Below are 25090 nucleotides of genomic sequence, written 5' to 3' on the forward strand. Positions count from 1 at the left end.
TAAGGAGGAACCGCTGTTTCGTGTCCTCCCCCTCCGTCTGGCAAGTGCCAGCCACCTCCCCCTGGCGGGGGGGGATCGATCGGGCCGCGCCGGACCATCGCGTACAAGGGGCATTTTGATGAACCTCGGCCTCATGACCAAGCCTCGCCTGTCGCTCATGCGCCTGATCGAGATGAACCTCGGGTTCCTCGGGCTGCAATTCTCGTTCGGGCTGCAGCAGGCCAACATGGCGCCGATCTACGGCTATCTCGGCGCGGACGAGGCGAGCCTGCCGCTGCTGTGGCTGGCGGGGCCGATGACCGGCCTGCTGATCCAGCCGCTGATCGGCGCGATGAGCGACCGGACCTCGACCCGGATCGGCCGCCGCACCCCCTATTTCCTGATCGGCGCGATACTGTGCAGCCTGTGCCTGCTGGCGATGCCGTACAGCCCGACTTTGTGGGTGGCCGCCAGCCTGTTGTGGGTGCTCGATGCGGCCAATAACGTGACGATGGAGCCGTACCGCGCCTATGTCGGCGATCGCCTGCCCGATGATCAGCGCGCTGCCGGCTTCCTGACGCAATCCGCGTTTACCGGCCTCGCGCAGACGCTGTCGTATCTGGCGCCGTCGCTGCTGGTGTGGATAGGCTTCAACAAGGACGCCGTGGATGGCAACGGCATTCCCGACATCACGCGGATCGCGTTCCTGATCGGAGCGGTGCTGTCGCTGGCGACGATCGTCTGGTCGGTCGTCCGCGTCCCCGAGCTGCCTCTGCCCGAGGAGGAAAAGGTGCGGCTGGCGAAGGAGCCGCTGACGCTCGGTGGTACGCTGCGCGACCTCAAGACTGCGCTGGTCGAGATGCCCAAGCCGATGCGGCAGCTGGCGCTGGCGATGCTGTGCCAATGGTATGCAATGTTCGCCTATTGGCAGTTCATCACCTTCGCGGTCGCGCGCTCGCTGCACGGCACGTCGGATGCCAAGAGCGGAGCGTTCCGCGATACCGTGCTCACCGTCGGCCAGCTCGGCGCCTTCTATAACGCCGTCGCGTTCGTCGCGGCGATCGCGCTGGTCCCGCTCGCCCGCCGCTGGGGGGCCAAGAGCGCACACGCCGCATGCCTGCTCGCATCGGGCGTGGCGATGCTGGCGATCCCCGGCCTGCGCACCGAGGCGGCATTGTTCGTCGCGATGCTAGGCATCGGCATCGGCTGGGCGAGCATGATGGGCAATCCGTACATCATGCTGATCGACATGATCCCGCCCGAGCGCAACGGCGTCTACATGGGCATCTTCAACATGTTCATCGTCATCCCGATGATCATCGAGAGCCTGACCGTGCCGTTGTTCTACCATTCGGTGCTGGCCGGCGAGCCGCGCAATATCCTGTATCTCGGCGGTGCACTGATGGTGCTGGGCGCGATCGCGACGACTCGCGTGACGATGCCGCAACGGCGATAGTTACGCGGACGGGCGGCACGCCGTCGGGCGGGGATCGCTGGTGCCATCACCCGGACGGCTGATCCGCGAGCGAGAAGATGCGCTCCATGACCATCCATTTCGCGCCGGTCGGGTCGATCGGTCGCTGGTACCGGTCCATCTCCGCTTCCCACGCCGCGACCCTGGGCTGGACCGCCGGGTCCGCGACACGCGGAAAATCGTCCTCGACCTCGGCGATCATCACGAGTCGGTCGGCGACCTGCCATATCTCCATCGCGAGATAGCCCCGGTCGCGAATGTCGCGGACGATCTCGGGCCAGACCGCCCCGACGGCATGCCGGTCGCGATAGGCGGCGATCAGCGCGGCATCGTCGACCAGGTCGAGCGCCGTTACGATCCGATATGCCATTCTCAGTTCCTCTCGTGCTCGATCGGCCCCGGTCTCGTCGTCCGCGGGCCAATTCAAGCGCGCATGATACCGCCCCCCTTCCCAAAAGCCACTTTGACTAATAAAAGCACCCAAACGCACAATGACGCGCAGGAGATGGGATGAGACTGTCGGGCAAGACCGCCGTGGTGACCGCGGCGGCACAAGGTATCGGCCGCGCGACCGCCGAACGCTTCCGTAACGAGGGCGCGCGGGTGTTCGCACTCGACCGCGATGCCACCGCGTTGCAGGCGATCGAGGGCGTCGAGCATCATGTCGTCGACCTGCTCGATCCCGCCGCGATCGCCGCATTGCCGGGCATCATCGGCGAGATCGACATCCTCGCCAACGTCGCTGGCTTCGTCGCGGCGGGCGATATCCTGCAGGGGACCGATGCCGATTGGGCGCTGTCGTTCGACCTCAACGTCCACGCGATGCACCGCATGACACGCGCGTTCCTGCCTGGCATGCTGGCGCGGGGCGGTGGCGCGATCGTCAACATGAGCAGCATCGCTTCCAGCGTGAAGGGCATCCCCAACCGCTACGCTTACGGCGCGTCGAAGGCGGCGGTGGTCGGGCTGACCAAGGCCGTGGCCGCCGATTTCGTCGGCCGCGGCATCCGCTGCAACTGCGTGTGCCCGGGCACGATCGAGACGCCGTCGCTGCGCGAACGCATCGTCTCGCAGGCCGGCATGCAGAGCATTTCGGTCAGCGACGCCGACGCCGCGTTCGTCGCGCGCCAGCCGATGGGTCGGCTTGGTCGCGCCGAGGAGATCGCCGCGCTGTTCCTGTATCTCGCCAGCGACGAATCGAGCTTCACCACCGGCGCGGTCCACGTGATCGACGGCGGCTGGGTCAACTAAGGATTATCGTATGAAACTTCTTCGTTACGGCCCGCGCGGCCAGGAAAAGCCCGGTATTCTCGATCAGGACGGCGCTATCCGCGCGTTGCCCGCGGAGCTGGGCGATATCGCCGGTGAGCTGCTGTCGCCCGCGGGGCTGGCGAAGATCGCCGCGCTCGACGTGACGACGTTGCCGAAGGTCGACGGTGCGCCGCGGATCGGGCCGTGCGTCACGCGGACCGGCAAGTTCATCTGCATCGGCCTGAACTATTCGGACCACGCCGCCGAGAGCGACATGGCGCTTCCCGCCGAGCCGGTCGTGTTCGGCAAATGGACCAGCGCGATCCAGGGCCCGAACGACGATGTCGAGATCCCGCGCGGCTCGGAAAAGACCGACTGGGAGGTCGAGCTCGGCGTCGTCATCGGCACGCCCGGCCGTAACATCGCCAAGGCCGATGCGCTGTCGCATGTCGCTGGCTATTGCGTCGTCCACGACGTGTCCGAGCGCGCGTTCCAGCTCGAGCGCGGCGGCACGTGGGACAAGGGCAAGGGCTGCGACACGTTCGGGCCGATCGGGCCCTGGCTGGTCACCGCCGACGAGGTTGGCGACCCTCAGAAACTGGGCCTGTGGCTCGAAGTCGATGGCCATCGCTATCAGGACGGCACCACCGCCAACATGATCTTCGACGTCGCGACGATCGTCTCCTACCTAAGCGACTTCTGCACGCTGGAGGCGGGCGACATCATCTCGACCGGCACGCCCGCGGGCGTCGGGCTTGGCCAGAAGCCGCCGGTGTATCTCCGCGCGGGCCAGACGGTGCGGCTCGGTATCGACGGGCTCGGCGAGCAGATTCAGACGATGATCGCCGCCGCATGACGCAAATCACCGGCCTCAGGACGATCGACCTACGTTTCCCGACCAGCGCGGGGCTCGACGGCTCCGACGCGATGAACCCCGATCCGGATTACTCAGCCGCCTATGTCGTGCTCGACACCGATACGGACGGGCTCGAAGGCCACGGCCTGACCTTCACGATCGGTCGCGGCAACGACATCTGCGTCGCGGCGATCGAGGCGATGCGGCATCTCGTCATCGGGCTCGACCTCGACTGGATCATCGAGAATCCGGGAAGGATGTGGCGGCACCTGACGGGTGACAGCCAGTTGCGCTGGATCGGTCCCGACAAGGGGGCGATCCACCTCGCGACCGGCGCGGTGGTCAACGCGATCTGGGATTTGTGGGCGAAGGCGGTCGGCAAGCCGGTCTGGCGCCTTGTCGCGGACATGACGCCGGAGGAGTTGGTCCGCACGATCGACTTCCGGTACCTGACCGACGCGATCACCCCGGAAGACGCGCTCACGCTGCTGACGAACCGCGCGGCGGGCAAGGCCGAGCGGATTGCCGATCTCGAGGCGACGGGCTTCCCCTGCTACACCACGTCGGCGGGCTGGCTCGGCTACCCCGACGACAAGCTGCGGCGGCTCGCGCAGGAGGCGGTCGACGCCGGGTTCGACTATATCAAGCTCAAGGTCGGTCGCGATCTGGAGGACGATATCCGTCGCCTCACGATCGCGCGCGAAGTGCTCGGCCCCGACCGGAAGCTGATGATCGACGCGAACCAGGTGTGGGACGTTCCGCAGGCGATCGAATGGGTCAACGCGCTCGCCTTCGCCAAACCCTGGTTCATCGAGGAGCCGACCAGCCCCGACGATATCCTCGGCCACCAGGCGATCCGCGACGCGATCGGCGAGGTGAAAGTCGCGACCGGCGAGATGTGCCAGAACCGGATCATGTTCAAACAGTTCATGGCGGCGGGCGCGATCGACGTCGTGCAGATCGACAGCTGCCGCCTGGGCGGCGTCAACGAGGTGCTCGCGGTGCTGTTGCTCGCGGCCCGGTACGACCTGCCGGTGTGCCCGCATGCGGGCGGCGTCGGCCTGTGCGAATATGTCCAGCATCTGTCGATGATTGACTATCTCTGCTTCTCCGGGACCAAGGAGGGGCGCGTGATCGAATATGTCGACCATCTGCACGAGCATTTCGTCGACCCCTGCGTGATCCGCGACGCGGCCTATATGCCGCCGACGCTGCCGGGGTATTCGATTGAGATGAAGCCGCAGTCGCTGATCGACTATCGGTTCGCCGGATGAAACTGGGGCTCGACGGCAAGGTCGTGATCGTCACGGGTGGCGGGGCCGGGATCGGCCTCGCCATCGCGCGCGGACTGGCCGAGGAAGGCGCAATCCCGGTGATCGTTTCGCGGAGCGCGCCCGAGGATTTCGCGGCCGAGTATCTGTTCGTTGCGACCGAATTGTCCGACGACGATGCGTGCGCGGCCGCGGTCGAGGCGGCGGTTTCGCGCTACGGCCGGATCGACGGGCTGGTGAACAACGCCGGCGCCAACGACAACATCGGCCTCGACAAGACCCCCGCTCAGTTCCGCGCCTCGCTCGACCAGAACCTCGTCCATTATTTCGCGATGGCGCATCACGCGGTCCCGCATTTGCGCAAGACCCGCGGCGCGATCGTCAACATCTCGTCGAAGACCGCGGTCACCGGGCAAGGCGACACCAGCGCCTATGCCGCCGCCAAGGGTGCGCAACTCGCGCTGACCCGCGAATGGGCGGTGGCGCTGCGGGGCGACGGCATCCGCGTCAACGCGGTGATCCCCGCCGAGGTGATGACGCCGCTCTACCAGCGCTGGATCGACAGCTTCGACAATCCGGCGGAAAAGCTCGACGGAATCGTCGCGCGCATCCCGCTCGGCCGCCGCATGACCGAGGATCGCGAGATCGCCGACACGGTAGTCTTCCTGCTCTCCGACCGGGCGAGCCACACGACCGGGCAATGGCTCTACGTCGATGGCGGCTACACCCATCTCGACCGTGCGATAGACTGACGAACAAAAACATAATCAGGAGTGGATCATGAGCGGAACGACCGCCGACAGGAAATATGTGCCGGCGATCGTGCTGACGGTCGCGCTTTTCTTCCTCTGGGGGATGGCGAACAACCTCAACGACATCCTGATCGCGCAGTTCAAAAAGGCGTTCACGCTCAGCGATTTCCAGACCAGCTTCGTCCAGCAGGCCTTCTACATGGGCTATTTCCTGCTCGCGGTGCCGGCCGCGCTGGTGACGCGGGCGAAGGGCTACAAGACCGCGATCGTCACAGGCCTCGTGTTGTATGCGGCGGGGGCGCTGCTGTTCTATCCGGCCGCGCATTACGGCGAGTATCTGTATTTCCTCGCGGCGCTGTTCGTGATCGCGTGTGGCCTCGCGTTCCTCGAGACGTCGGCGAACCCGCTGATGACAGAGCTGGGCGACCCGAAGACCGCGGCCAAGCGGCTCAATTGGGCGCAGGCGGCTAACCCGGTCGGGACGGTCGCGGGGGTGCTGATCGGCAAGTATTTTATCCTGTCGGCGATCGTCCATGACGAGGCGACGGTGGCGGCGATGAGCCCGGCGGCGCGTGAGGCGTTCTATCGCAGCGAAGTCGTCGCGGTGCAGACGCCGTATCTGGTGATCGGGCTGGTCGTGCTGCTGTTCGCGGTCGCCGCCGCGGTGATCCGCTTTCCCGAACACCGCGCGGAAGAGACCGTCGGCGCGCCGTCGCGGTTCGTCGACGTGTTCCGCCACCCAAGGCTGATCTTCGCGACGGTGACTCAGTTCTTCTACGTCGGCGCGCAGGTCGGGATGTGGAGCTATACGATCCGGTACGCGCAGGCGAACGTCCCCGGCATGGCCGAGCACGACGCCGCCGATTACCTGTTCGCCAGCCTCGTGCTGTTCGGGATCGGGCGGTTCGTGGGCACCGCGCTGATGGGCCGGATCGCGCCCCCTCGCCTGCTCGCGATCTTTGCGGTGGTCAGTGCCGTGCTCGCGGGCGTCGCCGGGTTCGTCGGCGGGCAGGTCGGGCTGTACGCGCTGGTGCTGGCCAGCCTGTTCATGTCGATCCAGTTCCCGACGATCTTCGCGCTCGGCATGGACGGGCTGGGGCCGCTCCGTCGCGCGGGCGCGTCGCTGATCATCATGGCGATCATCGGCGGCGCGGTGCTGACCGGGCTGATGGGGCATATCTCGGACATTGCCGGGATCGACACCGCAATGCTGGTGCCGGCGGCGTGCTTCCTGGTCGTGTTGGGGTTTGCGGTGAAGACCGCGCAACAGCCATTATCCGACGAGACACCGCAGCCCAGCATCCACTAGGCCCGGAGGAACGCCCCCTTAACCGCGGGTTCATCGCCGAAACGCGACCACGCCGTCGTTCAAGATGATGATACGATCCGTTCCCCGCCGGTCCGCGGCTTCAGACGCGACTGCGTCGTCCGAGCGCGAAACGGGCGCGGGCATCGACACGCCGGATGCCTTTGCCAGCGCCGTGGCGGACCTGCTGCCGATGATCCGCAGCGTGGCGCGGCGGCTCGACGATCGCAACTGGGAAGACCTGACGCAGGAGACGCTCGCGCGGGCATGGCGGGCGCGGGCGCAGTTCCAGCCGGGGACCAGCCTGAAGGCGTGGCTGCTGACGATCCTGCGCAACATCTTCATGACGGGCACACGGGCGGCGAACCGGCAGGTCCCGTGGGAGGAGTATTTCGGTGATCGGCTGACGCAGGCGCCCGATCAGGAGACGATCCTGCTCGACGCGGATCTGTCGGCTGCGCTCGCCGCGCTCACCGTCGACCAGCGCGCGGCGTTGCTGTCCGTCACCGACGGCAACCTGTCCTATGCCGATGCCGCCGACCAGCTCGGCATCACGATGGCGACGCTGAAGACTCGGATCTTCCGCGCGCGCCAGAGCGTGATGACGTTCCTCGACGAAGGCAGTTTCGAGCGCTCCGCCTTCATGCGCATCGAGGCGACAAGTTAGGCCGCTGCCCCGCCGATCAGCCGATCGGCAGGTCGAGCAGCAGTTCGCGGACGTAGCGCACCGGCGGTGAGCCATGCGCGAGCAGCGCGTCGTTGTAACGCTTCAGATCGAACGCCGCGCCCTGACGCTTCTTCACCTCGTCCCGAAGCGCCATGTGCTCGGAATAGCCGGTGAAATAGCTCAGCAACTGCGTCGAGCCGAGCGAGGCGCGGACCCATTTGCCCGCCGCCTCGCGTTCCTGTTGGAATGCCGTGTGCGTCATCAGCTGCATCGCCTGTTCGCGCGTCATGCCCTCGGTATGGATGCCGATGTCGAGCAGCGAGTTCGAGATCGAGCGCAGCCGCATCTTCAGTACGGTCAGCTTGAACAGCGGATCGCCGTTCAGATACCCCTCGTCCGCCATCATGCCCTCGGCATAGACCGCCCAGCCCTCGATGAACGGCCCCGAGCCGAGCACCGCGCGCAACGTCGACTGTGTCGCGTTGGCGTGCGCGAGCTGGAGGAAATGCCCCGGCATCGCTTCGTGCACCGCGAGGTCGTGGATCATGTAGTCGTTATATTCGCTAAGGAACGACGTCGCCTGCGCCTCCGTCCAGTCGTCGGGGATCGGCGACACGGCGAAGAACGTGCCGAGGTTCTTTTCCAGCGGCCCCGGCGAATCGCAATAGGCGACCGCAACGCCCTGCTGGAACTTCGGCATCGTGATGATCTTCACGGGACCATCGGGCATCCCGACCAGCCCCTTGTCGCGGACGAACGCGGTGGCCTGCGCCAACGCCTTGGTCGAGGCGTCGATCATGCCGTCGCGTGCGGGCCGCTTGGCGTAGGTGAGTTCGAGCGCAGCCTGGATCGCCGCCTGTTGCTGCGCGTCGGTCGGTTTGTCGGGCAGCAGGAGCGCGCCCTTCTTGGCACCGAATATCTGTCGGGCGATGGCGTACATCTGCGCGCGCGTATCGACGATCGCGGCCTGTGCGCGACGCTTGATCTCGGCGCGCGTCAGGTCGGACTGCAGCGCGAAACCGAGCTTCTTGTCGTACAGCGCCGCGCCGAGGCGGAAGTCGCCCGACGCGCCGGGCACCAGAGTCTTGTCGAGCCAGACCTGATGCTCGGCCACCGCTGACTTGAGTTTAACCAGCGCGGCGTCGAACCGCTTGGCGTCTGCCGCCGACAATTCGCTCTTGTGCGGCGCGAGCATGCTCTCCGCGATATCGACGATGCCGCTGTTCTGCTTTGCCACGGTCGTCGCGTAGATCGAGGGCACCCGGGCGGGGACGATGTTCGCGCGCGCCTGTGCCAATAGCGCAGGGAGCGCCTCCATCCGTGCGGTCGCGGCATTCAGGCGCTGCGGCCACGGTGCGAAATCGCGCGCGGCGAGCGAATAGAGCGAGCTGCCGGCGATGTCGTTATAGACCTGCGGATCCCACGCCCATCCGCCGAGCGTCTCGGCATCCCAGATGTCGTAGCGGAGCGCATTGTCGAGCAGCGCCGCATCGACCTGCGCCTCGCGCGACAGCGCTTTCCGGTCGATCCGCTGGAGATCCGCCAGCATCGCCTTCGAGAACGCCTCGCGCTTGGCACGTCCCGCGACGGACATATCCGTCACCTGTGCGTCGAACCGATGATCGCCAAGCCCCGTCGCCGATGACGGGTTCAGCCGCGCCAGGCCATCGACATAGCGCTTCGACAGCGACGAGAACGCCGGGTTTTCGGCGGTCTGCGCGGCAAGCAACGGCGCCGGAATCGACGAGACGGGCAGCGCCAGGATCGCGGCGCCGAGCAACAGACGGAAGTTACGCATGGTCTAATTCCTGACGATCAGCGCTGTGGAGCGGTGACGAGTTGAGTGTTGAGATAGACGGTGACGAGCGCGGCGCGCTTGGCGTCCTCGATCTTGTCGGCGCCGGCCGCGTGACCGCCTTCCGGGTTCTCGTAATAGAAGAACGGGTCGCCATACGCCTCCAGCCTTGCGGCGAACTTGCGCGCGTGGCCGGGGTGGACGCGGTCGTCCTCGGTCGAGGTGTAGATGAACGGCACCGGGTATTGCACGCCGCGCTTCAGGTTCTGGTATGGCGAGTATTGCGAGATGAACGCCCAGTCGGCGGGCTTGTCCGGGTCGCCATATTCACCGATCCACGACGCACCCGCCGACAGATGCGAATAACGCTGCATGTCGAGCAACGGCGAGCCCATCACGATCGCACCATACAGGTCCGGCCGCTGCTCCATCGCGACACCGACCAGCAGGCCGCCGTTCGAGCGCCCCGATACCGCGATCTTCCGCTTGGCGCTGACGCCGGTGCGGACCAGATCGTCGCCGACCGCGTGGAGGTCGTCATACGCCTTCTGCCGGTTCTCGCGCAGCGTCGCCTGGTGCCAGCGCGGACCGTATTCGCCGCCGCCGCGGATGTTCGCGAGCACGAACGCATTACCCTCTTCGACCCAGAACAGCCCGGCCGGGCCCGAGCGATACGGCTGGTCGACCAGATAGGTCGGGGTCTGCGCATTGCGGAAACCACCATAGGCGTGGACCAGAGCGGGCACCGGCGCCGGGGCCGACTCCGCCGTGATCTTCTTGCGGACGAGGAAATACGGGATCTTCGTCCCGTCCTTCGAGGTCGCGAACCGCTGTTCGACCTGCATCGTCGACGCATCGAACCGCGCCGGCAGCGTGTCGACCGCGACCGGCTTGGCGGCCGGGCGGATCGCGTAGAGTGCGGGCGGGCTGAGGAAGCTCTCGACCATCGCAAAGGCCAGATCGTCCCTGCCCGCGGTCGCATCGAGATGGATCGTCGACGCCGCGGGCAGCGCCGCGACGCTTTGCGTCCAGGTACCGTCCGCACCCCGCGTCAGCGACGCGAGCCGACCCGACACGTTATCGAGCATCTTCACCCACAGCACCGACTTGCTCGAATCGACCTGCTCCACGGCCTGTGTCGCGGTCGGCACGAGCACCTGCTCGATCGTCGGTGCACGGCCCGCCAGCACGTCGGCGATGCTGTAGGCGACCACCGCTCCCGCCGGCACGCCGCGCCATTCGGACGCCAGCGTCGCGATCAGCCGGCCGTCGAGCACGGTGTTGATCACCGCGTCATCGGGCAGCGGCGACGGCACGAGCCGACCGTCCTGCGCGACATGGCTCCGCTTCGAATGGAAGAAATCGGTGTCGCGGACGACCAGCGGATAACGCTGCTCGCCCTCGGAGAATACGCTAACATTGATCCCGACATCTTCAGGCGTCGCGCTGGCGATCTCGATCGCAGCCGTCAGCGGCGTGCCGCGGCGCCACAGCTTGGCGGTGCGCGGATAGCCCGACTTGGTCAGGCTGGCGGCGCCGAAATCGGTCGCGACATACAGCGAGTCGGGACCGGCCCAGCTCAACCGCGTCTTGAAGATCGGCACGACGAAGCCGTCCGCGACGAACTTGCCCGAGGGGATGTCGAACTCGCGCTCGACCACCGCATCGCCGCCGCCGTTCGACAGCGCGACCATGCAGCGGTCATAGGATGGCGAACGGCAGGTCACGCCCTTCCACACCCAGCTCTTGCCCTCGGCCTTGCCCAGCGCGTCAACGTCGATCAGCGTCCGCCACACCGGCTTGCCGCTGGTGAACGACGACAGCGACGCGACCCGCCACAGGCCACGCACGTTGGTCTTGTCCTGCCAGAGGTTCAGCACCTGGTCGCCGAACACGTCGTCGGGCGTCGCGATCTGGCGATCCGCCTGCAACAGGTCGAGCGCGCGCTGGCGGTATTTCGCATAGCCGGGCTTCGCTTCCAGCGCCGCCAGCGACCGCGTGTTCCACTGCTTGACCGTCTCGAGCGCCCGCGCGCCGTGGATATCCTCGAGGTACGCGTTCGGATCGGCGGCAGGCGTCTGCGCCAACGCGGTCATGGAGAGGGCCAGCAGGGCCAGCAGCGGCAGGCGTCTTTGCATCATCACTCTTTCTTCGTTCGATGACACGACCTTAGGCAGCACAGTCCGCTCTGCTAACCCCTTCTCTCCGACCAATCTGCGATCAGTCGGCCTCCAGCGCCAGCAGCGCGAAGGTCGCCAGCCAGTGTTCGCCCATATAATCGTCGGCGAGATGCGGCAGCGCCTGGGCAAGGTGCGCGTCGGCGATCGCCCGTGCCGCGGCCGGATCGGGCAACGCATCCGCGATCGTCCGCCAGCACCACGCGCGCGACAGGTTCACGCCGTCGAGATGCGCGAGCCGCCCGTCCGACCGATCGCTGACCACCGCCGGCGTCCGCAGACACGCGGTCGCCGCGCCGAACGGATCGGGCAGGAATGCTGCGAGCCACGCGGGGAACTCGGTACCCAGCACCGCCGCCATCAGCGTTGCCTCGCACAAACTCGCCGACAGGAAATCCTCGCCGCTTGGCTCGAACGGCCGGCAGTCGCGATCCTGGCCGTACCAATCCTGCGCGCGCGTCTCGATCAGCACGGCGAGCGCGGCGTCGTGCCCCCTCGCCCAGCGCAGCGCATGGACCAGCGCGAACGCGGTGCAATCATGCTTGCCGCTCCGCACCGGGTAGATCAGCTTGGGGAGATAATCGGCGAACCGCGCCGCGAATGCGCGCGCGAGCGGCGCCACCGCCGCCGCCCAGGGGCGATCGGGTCGCCGCGCCAGTTCTTCGTGCAACGCGAGCAGCCAACCCCAGCCATAAGGCCGCTCGAACCCGCCGGTCATCGGCCTGTCGAGATACGCGACCTCGCCAGCGATCAGCGCCGGGACCAGCATGCGGTCCGCCAGCGCCTCGATCGCGCGCGCCTGCGGCATGTCGGGGAACAGCCGCGCGAGCCGCATCACCTGCCACCAGCCATGGACGCAGCTATGCCAGTCGAAGCTGCCGTGAAACACTGGATGCAGGATCTTCGGTGACGCGAGGTCGCCCGGCCCCATCAGGATCTGGTCGAGCTTGTACGGCCATTCGCGGGTCAGGTGCCCCAGCGTCAGGTCGGCGAACCGGGCGGCGGTCGCACGGTCCAGAGTGTTCGTGATCGCCATTGCCTTACGCCTCAGCTGCTGTGATCCGAGATGATCTTCCACGCCGTGCCGCGCCGCTCGAATACCAAGGTCGTCATGCCGGTTTCGGTGGTCGTCGCGCCGTTGAGCGTCCAGCGCGCGAACAGCATCGCGTGGCGCGGATCGAGCCCGCGCATCTCGAGGAACGCGAACGACAGCGTGCCGCGGACGTTGCCGACACCCTGGAAGCTCGGGCGATATTTGGCGGCGATCGCGTCCTTGCCGCGCAGCAGGCCCTTCGGCGTCACGAATACGGCGTCGTCGGCATAGACGTCCATGAAGCGCACCAGATCGCCGGCGTTCCAGCCCACTGCGCTGGCCGCCATCGCCTCACGGATCGCGGTTTCCGCTGGCTTCGGTGCGGGCATCGGCGCCGGTGCCGCCGCGACCGAGATCAGCACCACGGGGAGCATCAGGTTCCGCATCATTCTCTCGCCATCAATTCGAGCAACGCCGCCTCGCCGACCGGTTCGGACAGCAGGAACCCCTGGTACAGGCTGCACCCGCCCGCGGCGAGCAGCTCGAGCTGCGACGGCGTCTCGACGCCCTCGGCGATCACCGCAAGGCCGAGCGATCGCGCCATCGTGATCGCGCCGGCCACCACCACGCGGTCGCGCGGCGAACCGTCGATGTCGCGCACCAGCGACTTGTCGATCTTCACGTAATCGAGCGGCAGCGACTTCAGATAGGCGAGGCTCGAATAGCCCGTGCCGAAATCGTCGATCGCGACACGGCACCCTGCCCCGCGGAGTTCGGCAAGCAACGCAGACGCCGCCGCCAGATCCTCGATCAACCCGGTCTCGGTGATCTCGACGGTCAGCCGCCCGCGCGGAAACCCGCTCTCGTCGACCCGCGCGAGGAACAGCGCGGCGAACCCCGGCCGGGTGATGTCGGCCGCGGTGAGGTTCAACGATACCCGCAACGTCCCCAGCGCCGCCGGCCACACCACCGCGCGCGCCAGCACCAGCCGCTGGATATGGTCCGACAACGCGATCCCCAGGTCGGCGCGGTCGGCGGCGTCGAACAACGCGTCGGCCCCGAGCGGCCCCAAGGTCGGATGTCGCCACCGCGCCAGCGCCTCGACGCCGGTGATCCGGCCACTCGCGATCTCGACCTGCGGCTGCCAGCGCAGGTCGATCTCGTCGCGCTCGATCGCGTGGTGGAGGTCGATCGCCAGCGCATCGATCGGCGCGACGCCATCGGGCAGCGCGACGTGCAGCACCGATCCGTCGCTGATCTTGGCCTCCGCCAGCGCCTCGCTCGCCCGCCGCAGCAGCGCGGCGGCATCGTCGCCCGGCTGGCGCTGCGCCACGCCGAACCGACAGCCGAGCACCGCGCGCGTATCGGCCACCGCGAACGGCCGCGCGAGTGCCGCGTCCAGCGCGGTGATCGCGGTGATCACCGCCGCACCCGACGCCTCGAGCACCAGCACGAACTCTGATCCGCCGAGCCGCGCGACCATCGCCTCGACGCCGATCGCCTCGCGCGCGACCGTTTCGGCGCGGCGGACCGCAGCCTCGATCAGCCCGTCGACCGCGGGTCGGCCATGCGCGGCGTTGACGATGTCGAGCCGCGACAGCGCGATCAGCACCACTGCGACCGGCTTGTCGGCGGCGATCCGCCCGACGATCCAGCGGCGTGCCTCGCCCGTCTCGCGGTCGTATAGCGAGGCGCCCGGGATGCCACGCCGGTCGACCGCACCGCCCGACGCCCGCGCGGCATGGCGGCCGGCGAAGCGCAGCGCCTGCACCAGTTCGCCCTCGGTCGCCGGGCTGGCGAGGAACTGCGTCGCGCCCGCATCGAAGAATTCGCCGATCGCCTCGACATCGCCGCGCGACACCAGCACCAGCAGCGCCGCGCCGTTGGTCGCGATCAGCCCCCCCAGCGCGCGCGTGGCGGCCAGACCGTCGTCGAGCGCACCGCGCGCGTCGATCATCGCCACCGCGGCGCCGGTCGCGAGAAAGCGGTTCTCGATCGCATGGGCGTCCTCGACGACCACCGCGCGCCAGCCGGCGCCGGCCCCCGCGCACGCCAAAATCTCCGCGATTTCATCGCGTTGACGGAACGATACCGCGAACAGCGTCGTTGCCGTCTGCATGTCTTCCATATCCGTCGCACCCCACCCTGACGGTGCGAGCCTAGCCGCCGTTGCGCGCCCCGCCAATCCATTACCGGCCGGTCCGGCCTTGTTACCGACCGTGTCAACGCCTAGCTCTGACGCGATGATGTCGGAGCCCGCCCTTCTGCAAAAGCCGCTTCGCGATACGCATGGTCGTACCATCAAGTATCTGCGGATTTCGGTGACCGATCGCTGCGACCTGCGCTGCCGGTATTGCATGTCGGAGCAGATGACGTTCCTGCCGCGTGCCAAACTGTTGAGCCTCGAGGAGATCGCGATCATCGCCGAGCGCTTCATCGCCCGCGGCGTGACCAAGATCCGGCTGTCGGGCGGCGAACCGCTCGTCCGACGCGACGTCGCCGAACTGGTCCAGCGCCTAGGCCACAACATCGGCGCCAATGGACAAGGGGGGCGCCTCGAAGAGCTGACGATGACCACCAACGGCACGCGCCTCGCGCAGCATGCCGAGGCGATGGTCGATGCCGGCATCCGCCGCGTCAACGTCAGCATGGACAGCCGCGATCCCGAGCGCTTCCGCTACATCACCCGCCACGGTGACGTGTCGCAGGTGATCGGCGGGATCTATGCCGCGCGTGATGCAGGGCTCGCGATCAAGATCAACATGGTCGCGTTGAAGGGCTTCAACGAGGACGAGATCGCGCCGATGCTGGCCTGGTGCCGCGACGAGGGCTTCGACCTGTCGCTGATCGAGACGATGCCGCTCGGCGCGATCGATGAGGACCGCACCGATCGTTTCCTGCCGCTGACCAAGGTATTCGACGCGCTCGGCCAGCAGTTCACGCTTGCCCGCGACGCGCACAAGACCGGTGGCCCCGCGCGCTATTGGAACGTCGACGGCACGCACACGCGGCTCGGCCTGATCTCGCCGCTGACCGCCAATTTCTGCGATGGCTGCAACCGCGTCCGCCTGACCACCGAGGGTAAGCTCTACATGTGCCTGGGCCATGACGACCAGGTCGATCTCAAGGCCGCGTTGCGCGAAGGCGGTACTGCGGGCCTGGACGCAGCGATCGACGCCGGCCTGTTCGCCAAGCCCAAGGCGCACGACTTCCGCATCGGCCAGGGCGAAGGCCCCGCGGTCGCACGCCACATGAGCGTTACCGGCGGATGAGTCGGTACGAGCGGCGGGCGCTGGTCGCGTCCAATACCCCGCCCGCTCGTGCCGCAGAGGCCGAACTCGCCGATATGGGCGAGTGGGTATCGGTGGAGGACGCCGACGTGATCATCGCGCTCGGCGGCGATGGCTTCATGCTTCAGACGCTCCACGCGATGCTCGAACGCCGCAAGCCGCCGGTGCCCGTGTTCGGAATGAACCTCGGCACCGTCGGATTCCTGATGAACGAATGGCGTCACCACGGCCTCACCGACCGGCTGGAGCGCGCGAAGCCGTTCAAGGTCATCCCGCTCAGCATGACCGCGCTCGGCGTCGACGGGCGCACGCATACGTTGCCCGCGATCAACGAGGTGTCGTTCCTGCGCGAGACCCGCCAGACCGCTAACCTCGAGGTCACCGTCAACGACCGTATCGTCCTGCCCGAACTCGCCTGCGACGGCATCCTCGTCGCGACGCCCGCGGGCTCGACCGCGTACAACCTGTCGGCGCATGGCCCGATCCTGCCGCTCGGCTCGGGCATGATCGCGCTGACCCCGATCAGCCCGTTCCGCCCGCGGCGCTGGCGCGGTGCGATCCTGCCCGACAAGGCGCGGATCGGCATCCGCGTGCTCGATCCGGGCAAGCGCCCCGTGTCCGCGGTCGCCGACCAGCGCGAAATTCGCGACGTCGCGCGCGTCGACATCTGCATGGACCGCGCGCGCGAACTGACGCTGCTGTTCGATCCCGAGCATGCGCTGGACGACCGCATCACGATGGAGCAGTTCGTCGCCTGAGCGCAGTTTATCGCGGACTTTCGTTTTTTGCGGCGAAACCTGCTTGCATCGCCCGACTGGCCGTTTATAGAGCCGCCTCCGGCAACGTTCCCTGATAGCTCAGCGGTAGAGCTCTCGACTGTTAATCGAGTGGCCGTAGGTTCGAATCCTACTCAGGGAGCCATTTTTGCCAGGTCGCTCGGCGACCCATTCCGCATCTCGATGGTGCGAAGTTCCACAAACCACGGCACCTTGACACTATCGCTTCAGCCGATCGGCCTGGATGTCCCTCGGCGTTGCGCAACCCATCTGGACCATTGCGAATTCGAGTTCGGCGCGCAGCACGTGGAGCATGTGCGCGGCGCCTGCCATGCCCGCAACCGCCAGCGCATGCATCTGCGGGCGTCCGACCAGAACCGCATCCGCGCCCAGCGCCAGCGCCTTCACGACGTCGGTACCACTACGTACGCCGCCGTCGAGCAACAGCGGCACGCGACCGGCGACCGCATCGACGATCGCCGGCATCATCTCGACCGGCGATGCCAGCCCGTCCAGCACGCGACCCCCGTGGTTCGACACGATCACCCCGTCACACCCCAGCGCGATCGCCCGCACCGCATCGTCGGGCGACAGCACGCCCTTCAGGATCAGCGGCAGCCGCGTCAGCGCGCGGAGCCGGGCAAGATGGTCCCACCGTGGCGCCGCGTCGATCAGACGCGTGCCGAATAGGATGCGCCCGCCCGCTATCGTCGTCTGCGATATTTTCGGCATGCCGCGCAGGTTGGCGGCATCGACACCCTCGGGCAGCGTGAAGCTCGATCGTTTGGCCGATGCGTCGACGGTCAACACGATCGCCTCGTATCCCGCCGCCTCGGCGCGCCGCACCAGCTCATCGGTCCAGCCGCGATCCTCCTGCAAATAGAGCTGGAACCACAATGGTGCGGCAGGTGTGTCGAGGTCGGCGGCGGCCTGGCGGCCGGTGATCGCGATATCTTCCAGCGGGACGCTCGACAGCGTGCTGACGACCATGCCGATCTCTAGCGCCATCGCCGCGCTGACCACCGCGAGTTCGCCATCGGGATGCGCGATCCGCTGATACGCCAGCGGTGCGAGCATGATCGGGCTCGCGTGATGCCGCCCGAATAGCGTGATCGCGGTACTGCCGTCCCGCAGATCGGTCATCACCCGCGGCAGCAGGCGGAGCGTGTCGAACGCCGCCCGGTTGCCCGCCGGGCTTGGGCCGCTCTCGGCACCGTCCTGGATATGGCGCCAGGTTTCCGGCGCGAGGCATGCCGCCGCATGCCGCTCATAATCGGCCAGCCGACGGATGTCGGGCGGGATGACCGGGGTTGGCTGGGCCACCGTTACCGCCGTTCGCCGCGACTTGACCGCGGGCATCCGGTGCAACCGATGTTCGGTAGGCCGGCAGTGCGTAGCATCCGTGGAATCCCTGATTGTTCAGCCAATGACGTGCGTGGCGATCGTCGATGTGCATGGCATCACATGCAAGAAGTTACGCAGCCTTACGGCACTGTTGCAACGAAATGCCATCGTGGTGCCGCCGTGGAGCCCGATGCGATACCTGCGTGTCCGCCGCCAAGAACGGCGGCTGGAGTGCCACGAGACCGCGCTGCAACCGCCACCATGTGTCACCCTTTCATAATGTTGTGGACCAAAATCCGCTGTTACGCTATGCGAATGATCCGCAATAGCCATGAACGGATAGCGGATGCCCGCCCAGTCTCTCGCCAAGCCGTCTCCAGCGATATTCGGCGAGGCACGTCCGGCCCCGAAGCGCACCGATGGGTATCCCCGGGCCGTCGCGTTCGAACGGACCGTGTATCAGACCCGCCGGATCAGCCCCGGCTCGGCGATCGCCGCGCTTGTGCTGGCCGCCGCGGCCTTCTCGTCGTTCCAGTATCTCGGTGATTTCTCGCCCAACCGTCCGCAGCAGCGTGCGCTGACGATCGTGACCCTGGCCGATCTGGCCACACCGGCGCCACCGCCCGCGCCCGAGAAGCGTCCGGTCAAAGCGGCCGACACGGTGCCCGTTCATGCCGCCGCCGTCGCACCGCCACCGATCGTCGTGACCCCTGCCCCGCCGCCCGCGCTGGCGTTGGCAGAGGCCCCGGCGCCCCCGTCGCCCTCGCCTGCCGCGGCCAAGGCAGCAACGGTTCAGGCCGTCGACACGCCCGCGGCCACGGTCAGCACCACGACAAGCGCGGCCGGCGATCTTTCGAGCAAGATGATTTCCGCCACGCCGCCGACCTATCCGGTGGAATCGCGTCGGCTGCGCGAACAGGGCACGGTCGTTCTCGCGGTATTGCTGTCGATCGAGGGACGCGTCGAACGTATTTCGATCGCCAGGACCAGTGGCCATCCCAGGCTCGACCGCGCCGCGTCGGGCGCAGTCCGTCACTGGCGCTGGTCGCCGACGGTTCGCGACGGACAGCCCGTTCTGGTCCAGGGCAATGTCGTGATCCCCTTCGTGCTGCGCAGCTGACGCACGACGCTTCACCCTATCGATCATCCGCGATCGATATGCCACGGTACCCTGACGTGCCGCTATGGTCGCATCACAATCTGACGGGACGTTCACCGTCGCTTCGTACCGGGCCAAAACCTTACACCACGCACCGCGCCAAATAGTTTCCCCCGCAAACAGTAGCTTGCAAAATCATGTCGCAAATGAGACGCGTTATTAATTGACGTTGATAATGCCTCGCAATAACGGCGGCGCGAGATGTAGTGTTACAGGGGGAATTCAATGTCGTTACTCAGAGCCGGCCAGCCAAAGGCGCCGACGTTTCTCGCGCTGTCCTGCGTCGGATCGCTGCTCTCGCCGCTTGCCCTGTCGCAGGCGTCTGCCCAATCGACCCCGCCAGCATCCAAGCCAGCAGCATCCACGCAGGATGCGCCAGCGCTCGGCGGGGTGACGGTCAGCGATACCGCGATCGACGTCGAGCCCGGTCGCAAGCAGGAAAGCCCCAAGACGACCCGCCCGGTGCGCGACACGCCGCAGACCGTGACGATCATCACCAAGGAGGTGATCGACCAGCAGAACCTGCTGACGCTGCGCGACATGCTGTCGACCGTGCCCGGCATCACCTTCGGCGCGGCCGAGGGGGGCACGCCGCCAAGCGATCAAATCAACCTGCGCGGCTATTCGGCCGGCAACGACATCACCCAGGACGGCGTCCGCGACAGCGCCGCCTATAGCCGGTCGGATTCGTTCAACCTGGAACAGGTCGAGGTCGTCAACGGCGCGAACTCGGTCACCACCGGCAGCGGTTCGGTTGGCGGGCAGATCAACATCGTCACGAAGCGTCCGCTCGCCGACACGCGGATCGTCGTCAGCGGCGGCATCGGCACCGACAATTACTATCGCAGCACGGTCGATGCCAATGTCCGCGTCAACGATCTGATCGCAGTGCGCCTGAACGCGATGGCGCACGAGAACGACGTGCCGGGCCGCGACGTCGAGAACAACAAGCGCTGGGGCGTCGCACCATCGGTGACGATCGGCATCGACAGCCCGACCCGCTTGACGCTGCAGTACATGCATCAGGAAGACGACAATATCCCGCAATACGGCGTGCCCTATTTCACCAACGCGACGACGTCGGGCGCGGTGCCGGGCGTCGATCGCAGCGATTATTTCGGGTATCGCAACGTCGACCGCCAGGACATCACCGTCGACCAGGCGACCGCGATCGGCGAGCATGAATTCAGCGACAGCGTGTCGATCCGCAACCTCGCGCGCTGGCAGAAGGTCTCTCAGCTTACCGTCGTCAGCCCGCCACAGGGCACCTATTGCCTGGCGACAGGCGTCCAGCCGACCGGCGCCGCCTGCCCCGCGACCGTGCCCGCAGGCTATTACCTGATCGGCGGCCCACGCGGCAATTATCGCAATTCCGACAATGAGCTGATGTACGACCAGGTCGACCTGAAGGCGGCTTTCAGCACCGGCGCGATCGAGCACACCGCGGTGCTAGGTGCATCGGCAAGCTGGGAGAAATACACGCTGGCGACCGGCAACGCGCTGCGCACCGCCAACCGGACCCTGGTCTATACCGCCTATCCGCTCGTCAACATCGCCAACCCGAACGAGGTGATCGCGGGGCCTGCCGGCTTCAACTATGGCAGCAATGTCTACACCGGCCCGGTCAATCTGGTGCAGAACAGCGGGCAGCAGGGCGAAGTCACCAACTACGCGGTCTATCTGTTCGACACGCTGAAGCTCGGCAAGGTCGAGCTGAACGGCGGCGTGCGCTGGGAACGCAACGATGGCCGCTTCCGCTCCGATACCGCGGGCGCCGCCGCCACGCTCACCACGCCGCAGGGTGCGATCGTACGCGGCACGACGCTGTCCAACGTCGCCGAGTTCGTCTCCTATCGCGGCGGGCTGGTCTACAAGCCGATCGAGCCGGTGACGCTCTATGTCTCGTACGGCAATTCCAAGACGCCGTCGCAAAGCTCGGTCAACGGATCGTGCACCGCGATCACGACCTGCAACACCAAGCCCGAAGGCGCGCAGACCTATGAGGTTGGCGCGAAGGCCGAGCTGGGCGCGGGCGTGCTGCTGAGCGCCGCATTGTTCCGCAACGAGCGCGATTCGTACCGCGTGGACTCCGGCGACCCCCTTGTCCCCTCGCAGCAGCTCGATGGTCACTCACGCGTCGACGGCGTGTCACTGAGCGCGATCGGCAAGATCACGTCGGCGTGGCAGATCACCGCGAACTACACCTATCTCGACAGCAAGCTGATCCAGTCGGTGTCCGACAAGTGCCTGGGCGCGCCCGGCTCGACCGGCTGCACCAACACCGTCGCGCTGCCCGATCCGCTCCGCGGCGCACAGCTGGCCAACACGCCGAAGCATTCGGGGAGCATCTTCACCACCTATGCGCTGCCGTTCGGGCTTCGCCTGGGATACGGCGCGACGTATCAGGGCCGCTTCCCGTTCGCGACGACCAACACCAACATCCTCCGGTCGAACGCCTATTGGGTGCACAACGCCTATGTCGCGTACGACGTCACGCCGAAGCTGACCGCGCAGCTCAACCTGAAGAACATCGGCGACAAGGACTATTACACGCGCATCCGCAACAATGGCTGGGCAACCCCCGGCGATGCGCGCGCCGCGGTGCTGTCGATCAACTACACCTATTGATCGCGTGATTGCGTGATCGGGCGGCGGCGCATTCGCGTTCGCCGTCCGGTTTCGTTAGGGTCACATCCTCCACTCCGCCCGAGGCCCGACGCATGCTGCTGCAGATTCCCGACCTGTTTTCGGCCGACGAGGTGCGCGACGCGCGGCAGGCGCTGGAGGCGGCGGACTGGATCGACGGCCGGGCGACCGCGGGGCACCGCGCGGCGCGCGTGAAGAGCAACCTCCAGCTCGCGACCGACCATCCCACCGCGCAGGCGCTGGGCAATACGATCCTTGACCGGCTCGGCCAGACGCCGCTGTTCATCGCCGCCGCGCTGCCGCTGCGCGTGCTGCCGCCGCGCTTCAACCGCTACGAAGGCGCGGGCGCCTATGGCCCGCACGTCGACAGCGCGATCTTCCCGATCCCCGGCACCGCGCTACGCGTGCGGACCGATATCTCGGCGACGCTCTTCTTCAGCGACCCAGACGAATATGACGGTGGCGAACTCGTCATCGACGACCTGTTCGGCGAACAGCGGATCAAGCTGCCCGCCGGGCATCTGGTGATCTATCCCGGCAGCAGCCTGCATCACGTCACCCCGGTGACGAACGGCACGCGCTTCGCATCGTTCTTCTGGACGCAGAGCCTCGTCATCGACGACCAGCACCGGCGGACGCTGTTCGAGCTCGACAGCGCGATCCAGACGCTGACCGGCGATCACCCCGATCACGGCGCGATCGATCGCCTGACCAACATCTATCACAACCTCCTGCGACAATGGTCGACGACCTGACACTAGCGGGCAGCATCCCCGTATCGATCGACCGACAGACCGATCCGGGCGGGGAATAATCGCTTAGCGCACGCGGGCGATCCGATACGGACCGGCCCGCACCGGAAGCGGGTTACACTTCCAGCTCAGGCGTACCACCCCGTCGGCGACCAGTTGATCGACCGCGGCGTGGACGGCCGGCATCATGCCCCGCCAGTCCGCCGCCGCCTCCCCGCCGTTCGCCTTGGCCAGCACGCGGGCGACTTCGCTCGGGCAGACCGTGGCCGATTCCGCCCGAGAAGCGACGAGCGCGAGGGTCGCGTCGCGCGCATCCACCGGGGGCAACCCTTGCGTCACGTTCTGCTGACGCTCACGCCGCCGCGCAGCAGCGCTTGAACTTCTTACCCGAGCCGCAGCGGCAGGGATCGTTCCTGCCGATTTTCGCCGGGACCTCGCCGGCCAATGCCGCCACCGCCAGTTCGGGCGTGGCGCGCAATCGCGCCGCGTACAGCCGCTGGATGATATCGCCGATCTCCAAGGGCGCCCGGTCCTGCATGGCGTTGATCTCCATGCTGTCGAGCGTGCTTTCGTTCCGGGCGATCGCGACCAGAGTCGCCATGCGCGCGGCGGCATCGGCGGCATCCGGATCGGCACCATCGGCCAATCCGGCCCAGCGCTCTGGTCGCAGGTCGATGGCTTCGGCGAACCCTTCGATCCACAGCTCCCACAGCACGTCGCCATTACGCTCGTCGATGTCGAAGATCGGCTGCAGCTTGCTCCGGCCCAGGTCGCGGGCGATCTCCGCATGGCGCGCCGTCACCGCATCGGCGAACCACTGGACGTCGAATGGATCCTCGAACGGCGCGACGCCGCTATCGTCCGATCCCCAGACGTTCTGCATCCATTCGGCCGGCGCGATCGGCGCGGGCGACACGAGGATACCGGTCAGGAAGCCATCCAGCTCGGTGAGCAGCATCGGCTCCTCGAGCGGAAGATCGGCCAGCGCGCCGTCGAGACGACGCAGCCGCGACGGAAGCTGTCTCATATCGCGCCCCGGCGATGGCTGCCGGACGCACGCCGCGCGGTCACAGGCTGAGCCCGCGCTTAGCCATCTCGGCCGCCGCCATCGGTGTCAGCGGCGAGGGTGCTTCCCGTGCGAAAATATCGGCGAGATCGAGCAGATCCTCGTCCTTGAGCGCCGCGATCGAGGTTTCGATGTCGGAAAGCATGGCGGCGGCTTGCGCCGTCTCGATCGTGCGGCGCCGTATTCGTGATTTGAGCATCGGCCATCGGTACCAGAGGACGTCCGGAAATGGCAGGGGCCTGCGCCACGGAAATGCCCCCACCCCGAGAAGTGCATGGTCGCCGCCGAACGATCAGCTTGCCCATGCCTTCAGGATCGCATCGGCATCGGTGGCCTCGGACGCCGTCACTGTTGCCGGCGTCACCGAGAAGCGCGGCGCCGGCATCGGCTGCATCGGGCCGGAAGGCGCGGCGAAGGTGGCGCGGGCGCGGTTATGGGCATGGTCGGGTGCCTCGGCCAGCGACAGGACCGGCGTCACGCAGGCGTCGGTACCGGCAAAGACGTCCGCCCAATCATCGCGCGATCGCTCCGCAAACCGGGCGGCGAAGCGGCTCGCAAGGTCCGGCCATGCGGATCGGTCGCCCTGGTCGATCCCGGCCGCGTCCAGCCCGAGTCCGGCGAGCAGCGCGGCGAAGAACGCCGGCTCGATCGCCCCCACCGCGACATGGCCGCCGTCGGCGCACGCATAGGTCCGGTAGAACGGCGCACCGCCGTCGAGCAGATTGGCCTCGCGGGCGTCGCGCCAAAGGCCGGCGGCGTGCATCGTGTAGAACATGGTCATCAGCAGCGCGCTGCCATCGGTCATCGCCGCATCGACCACCTGCCCCCTGCCCGTGGTCCGCGCCGAGACCAGCGCCGCGACGACACCGAGCGCGAGCAGCATGGTGCCGCCGCCATAATCGCCGACCAGGTTCAGCGGCGGTACCGGTCGGTCGGCCCCGCCGATCGCATGCAGCACGCCGGTGAGGGCGATGTAGTTGATGTCGTGCCCGGCGGTCTGCGCGAGCGGGCCGGTCTGGCCCCAGCCCGTCATCCGTCCGTAGACGAGCTTCGGATTGGCGGCGAGACACGCGTCTGGGCCGAGCCCGAGCCGTTCCATCACGCCCGGCCGGTTGCCTTCCAGCACCACGTCCGCGCGCGCGACGATCGCCAGCGCGGTGTCGCGATCCGGCTGCGTCTTCAAGTCGAGCGAGATGCTTCGACGTCCCCGCCCGAGGATCGGCCCGTCCGCACTGGGGCTGGGAGGTCGCCCCGCGCGTCCGATCCGAACGATGTCGCAGCCGAAATCCGCCAGGATCATCGCCGCCAGCGGCACCGGGCCGATCGCATCGAACTCGACGACCCGGACGCCGGCCAGCGGCCCGCCGATCACCCCGCTGGTCAAGATGCCACCGTGCCGGTCATCGCCACCGGATCGTTCCGCGATACCAGAGACTTCGCCGGCAACATCAGGCCGCGCGCTTCCAATTGAATCCGCATCCCGTCCCCTTCGCGTC

At 67.1% G+C, this 25090-nt stretch carries 23 protein-coding genes and 1 tRNA gene; 13 read left to right on the forward strand and 11 right to left on the reverse strand.

What is annotated here, in order from left to right; translation table 11 throughout:
* The first annotated feature begins 118 nt into the window (after positions 1–118).
* A complete protein-coding gene (locus tag VH567_RS07420; RefSeq protein WP_423324620.1) occupies positions 119–1435 on the forward strand; it encodes an MFS transporter in 1317 nt (438 codons plus the stop codon).
* Between the two features lie 46 nt (positions 1436–1481).
* Here VH567_RS07420 and VH567_RS07425 read toward each other — a convergent pair whose 3' ends face one another.
* The gene (locus VH567_RS07425; RefSeq protein ID WP_423324622.1) at positions 1482–1823 is read right to left on the reverse strand and encodes an L-rhamnose mutarotase; all 342 of its coding nucleotides are present in this window, start codon (positions 1821–1823) and stop codon (positions 1482–1484) included.
* A 140-nt stretch (positions 1824–1963) separates the two neighbouring features.
* Here VH567_RS07425 and VH567_RS07430 point away from each other — a divergent pair, with 140 nt between their 5' ends.
* The 6 genes from VH567_RS07430 to VH567_RS07455 all read left to right on the forward strand — a co-directional run bounded on the left by VH567_RS07430 (position 1964) and on the right by VH567_RS07455 (position 7556).
* Positions 1964–2704 carry an SDR family oxidoreductase gene (locus VH567_RS07430; protein WP_423324624.1) on the forward strand — a complete coding sequence of 247 codons (741 nt, stop codon included), beginning with the start codon at positions 1964–1966 and terminating at the stop codon, positions 2702–2704.
* Positions 2705–2714: 10 nt separating this feature from the next.
* Positions 2715–3560: a fumarylacetoacetate hydrolase family protein gene (locus tag VH567_RS07435; RefSeq protein ID WP_423324626.1), complete on the forward strand. Its 846-nt coding sequence runs from the start codon at positions 2715–2717 to the stop codon at positions 3558–3560.
* On the forward strand, positions 3557–4834 hold the full coding sequence (locus tag VH567_RS07440) for an L-fuconate dehydratase (RefSeq protein ID WP_423324627.1): 1278 nt from the start codon (positions 3557–3559) through the stop codon (positions 4832–4834). Before VH567_RS07435 ends, VH567_RS07440 begins: the two co-directional genes overlap by 4 nt.
* Entirely contained in the window at positions 4831–5583 is a 753-nt protein-coding gene (locus VH567_RS07445; RefSeq protein WP_423324629.1) for an SDR family oxidoreductase, read from the forward strand. The genes VH567_RS07440 and VH567_RS07445 overlap by 4 nt, the downstream gene beginning before the upstream one ends.
* 28 nt (positions 5584–5611) lie before the next feature.
* Positions 5612–6892: an L-fucose:H+ symporter permease gene (fucP, locus tag VH567_RS07450; protein WP_423324631.1), complete on the forward strand. Its 1281-nt coding sequence runs from the start codon at positions 5612–5614 to the stop codon at positions 6890–6892.
* Positions 6893–6956: 64 nt separating this feature from the next.
* A complete protein-coding gene (locus tag VH567_RS07455; protein ID WP_423324633.1) occupies positions 6957–7556 on the forward strand; it encodes an RNA polymerase sigma factor in 600 nt (199 codons plus the stop codon).
* Between the two features lie 16 nt (positions 7557–7572).
* On the opposite strand, the gene VH567_RS07460 is transcribed toward VH567_RS07455, so the two are convergent.
* The 5 genes from VH567_RS07460 to VH567_RS07480 form a co-directional block, all read right to left on the reverse strand.
* Positions 7573–9354, reverse strand: a complete 1782-nt coding sequence (locus VH567_RS07460; RefSeq protein ID WP_423324635.1) for a DUF885 domain-containing protein — start codon at positions 9352–9354, stop codon at positions 7573–7575.
* Positions 9355–9371: 17 nt separating this feature from the next.
* Complete coding sequence (locus VH567_RS07465; protein ID WP_423324637.1) at positions 9372–11492, reverse strand: prolyl oligopeptidase family serine peptidase; 2121 nt, start codon at positions 11490–11492, stop codon at positions 9372–9374.
* Between the two features lie 79 nt (positions 11493–11571).
* Positions 11572–12564 carry a DUF2891 domain-containing protein gene (locus tag VH567_RS07470; RefSeq protein ID WP_423324639.1) on the reverse strand — a complete coding sequence of 331 codons (993 nt, stop codon included), beginning with the start codon at positions 12562–12564 and terminating at the stop codon, positions 11572–11574.
* An 11-nt stretch (positions 12565–12575) separates the two neighbouring features.
* Entirely contained in the window at positions 12576–13010 is a 435-nt protein-coding gene (locus VH567_RS07475) for a YybH family protein (RefSeq protein WP_423324641.1), read from the reverse strand.
* Positions 13007–14680 carry an EAL domain-containing protein gene (locus VH567_RS07480; protein ID WP_423324643.1) on the reverse strand — a complete coding sequence of 558 codons (1674 nt, stop codon included), beginning with the start codon at positions 14678–14680 and terminating at the stop codon, positions 13007–13009. The genes VH567_RS07475 and VH567_RS07480 overlap by 4 nt, the downstream gene beginning before the upstream one ends.
* 124 nt (positions 14681–14804) lie before the next feature.
* Between VH567_RS07480 and moaA the strand changes: the two genes are divergently transcribed.
* The 3 genes from moaA (at position 14805) to VH567_RS07495 (ending at position 16772) form a co-directional block, all read left to right on the forward strand.
* Positions 14805–15833, forward strand: coding sequence for a GTP 3',8-cyclase MoaA (moaA, locus tag VH567_RS07485; protein WP_423324645.1), 1029 nt, complete (start codon positions 14805–14807; stop codon positions 15831–15833).
* The gene (locus VH567_RS07490; RefSeq protein WP_423324647.1) at positions 15830–16609 is read left to right on the forward strand and encodes an NAD kinase; all 780 of its coding nucleotides are present in this window, start codon (positions 15830–15832) and stop codon (positions 16607–16609) included. The genes moaA and VH567_RS07490 overlap by 4 nt, the downstream gene beginning before the upstream one ends.
* A gap of 88 nt (positions 16610–16697) precedes the next feature.
* A tRNA-Asn gene (locus VH567_RS07495) sits at positions 16698–16772 on the forward strand.
* Positions 16773–16846: 74 nt separating this feature from the next.
* On the opposite strand, the gene VH567_RS07500 is transcribed toward VH567_RS07495, so the two are convergent.
* On the reverse strand, positions 16847–17950 hold the full coding sequence (locus VH567_RS07500; protein WP_423324649.1) for an alpha-hydroxy acid oxidase: 1104 nt from the start codon (positions 17948–17950) through the stop codon (positions 16847–16849).
* A gap of 367 nt (positions 17951–18317) precedes the next feature.
* Between VH567_RS07500 and VH567_RS07505 the strand changes: the two genes are divergently transcribed.
* From VH567_RS07505 to VH567_RS07515, 3 genes are all read left to right on the forward strand, one after another.
* Positions 18318–19091, forward strand: a complete 774-nt coding sequence (locus VH567_RS07505; RefSeq protein WP_423324651.1) for an energy transducer TonB — start codon at positions 18318–18320, stop codon at positions 19089–19091.
* A gap of 264 nt (positions 19092–19355) precedes the next feature.
* Positions 19356–21758: a TonB-dependent receptor gene (locus VH567_RS07510; protein ID WP_423324653.1), complete on the forward strand. Its 2403-nt coding sequence runs from the start codon at positions 19356–19358 to the stop codon at positions 21756–21758.
* A 92-nt stretch (positions 21759–21850) separates the two neighbouring features.
* On the forward strand, positions 21851–22531 hold the full coding sequence (locus tag VH567_RS07515) for a Fe2+-dependent dioxygenase (protein WP_423324655.1): 681 nt from the start codon (positions 21851–21853) through the stop codon (positions 22529–22531).
* Positions 22532–22594: 63 nt separating this feature from the next.
* Here VH567_RS07515 and VH567_RS07520 read toward each other — a convergent pair whose 3' ends face one another.
* The 4 genes from VH567_RS07520 to VH567_RS07535 form a co-directional block, all read right to left on the reverse strand.
* Positions 22595–22846, reverse strand: coding sequence for a DUF3253 domain-containing protein (locus tag VH567_RS07520; RefSeq protein ID WP_423324657.1), 252 nt, complete (start codon positions 22844–22846; stop codon positions 22595–22597).
* A gap of 34 nt (positions 22847–22880) precedes the next feature.
* The gene (locus VH567_RS07525; protein ID WP_423324659.1) at positions 22881–23555 is read right to left on the reverse strand and encodes a UPF0149 family protein; all 675 of its coding nucleotides are present in this window, start codon (positions 23553–23555) and stop codon (positions 22881–22883) included.
* 40 nt (positions 23556–23595) lie between these two features.
* Positions 23596–23793, reverse strand: a complete 198-nt coding sequence (locus VH567_RS07530) for a hypothetical protein (RefSeq protein WP_423324661.1) — start codon at positions 23791–23793, stop codon at positions 23596–23598.
* Between the two features lie 93 nt (positions 23794–23886).
* A complete protein-coding gene (locus VH567_RS07535) occupies positions 23887–24978 on the reverse strand; it encodes a CaiB/BaiF CoA transferase family protein (RefSeq protein WP_423324663.1) in 1092 nt (363 codons plus the stop codon).
* Between the last annotated feature and the right edge of the window lie 112 nt (positions 24979–25090).

The organism is Sphingomonas sp. 4RDLI-65 (assembly GCF_049472435.1).
Taxonomy (GTDB): Bacteria; Pseudomonadota; Alphaproteobacteria; order Sphingomonadales; family Sphingomonadaceae; genus Sphingomonas.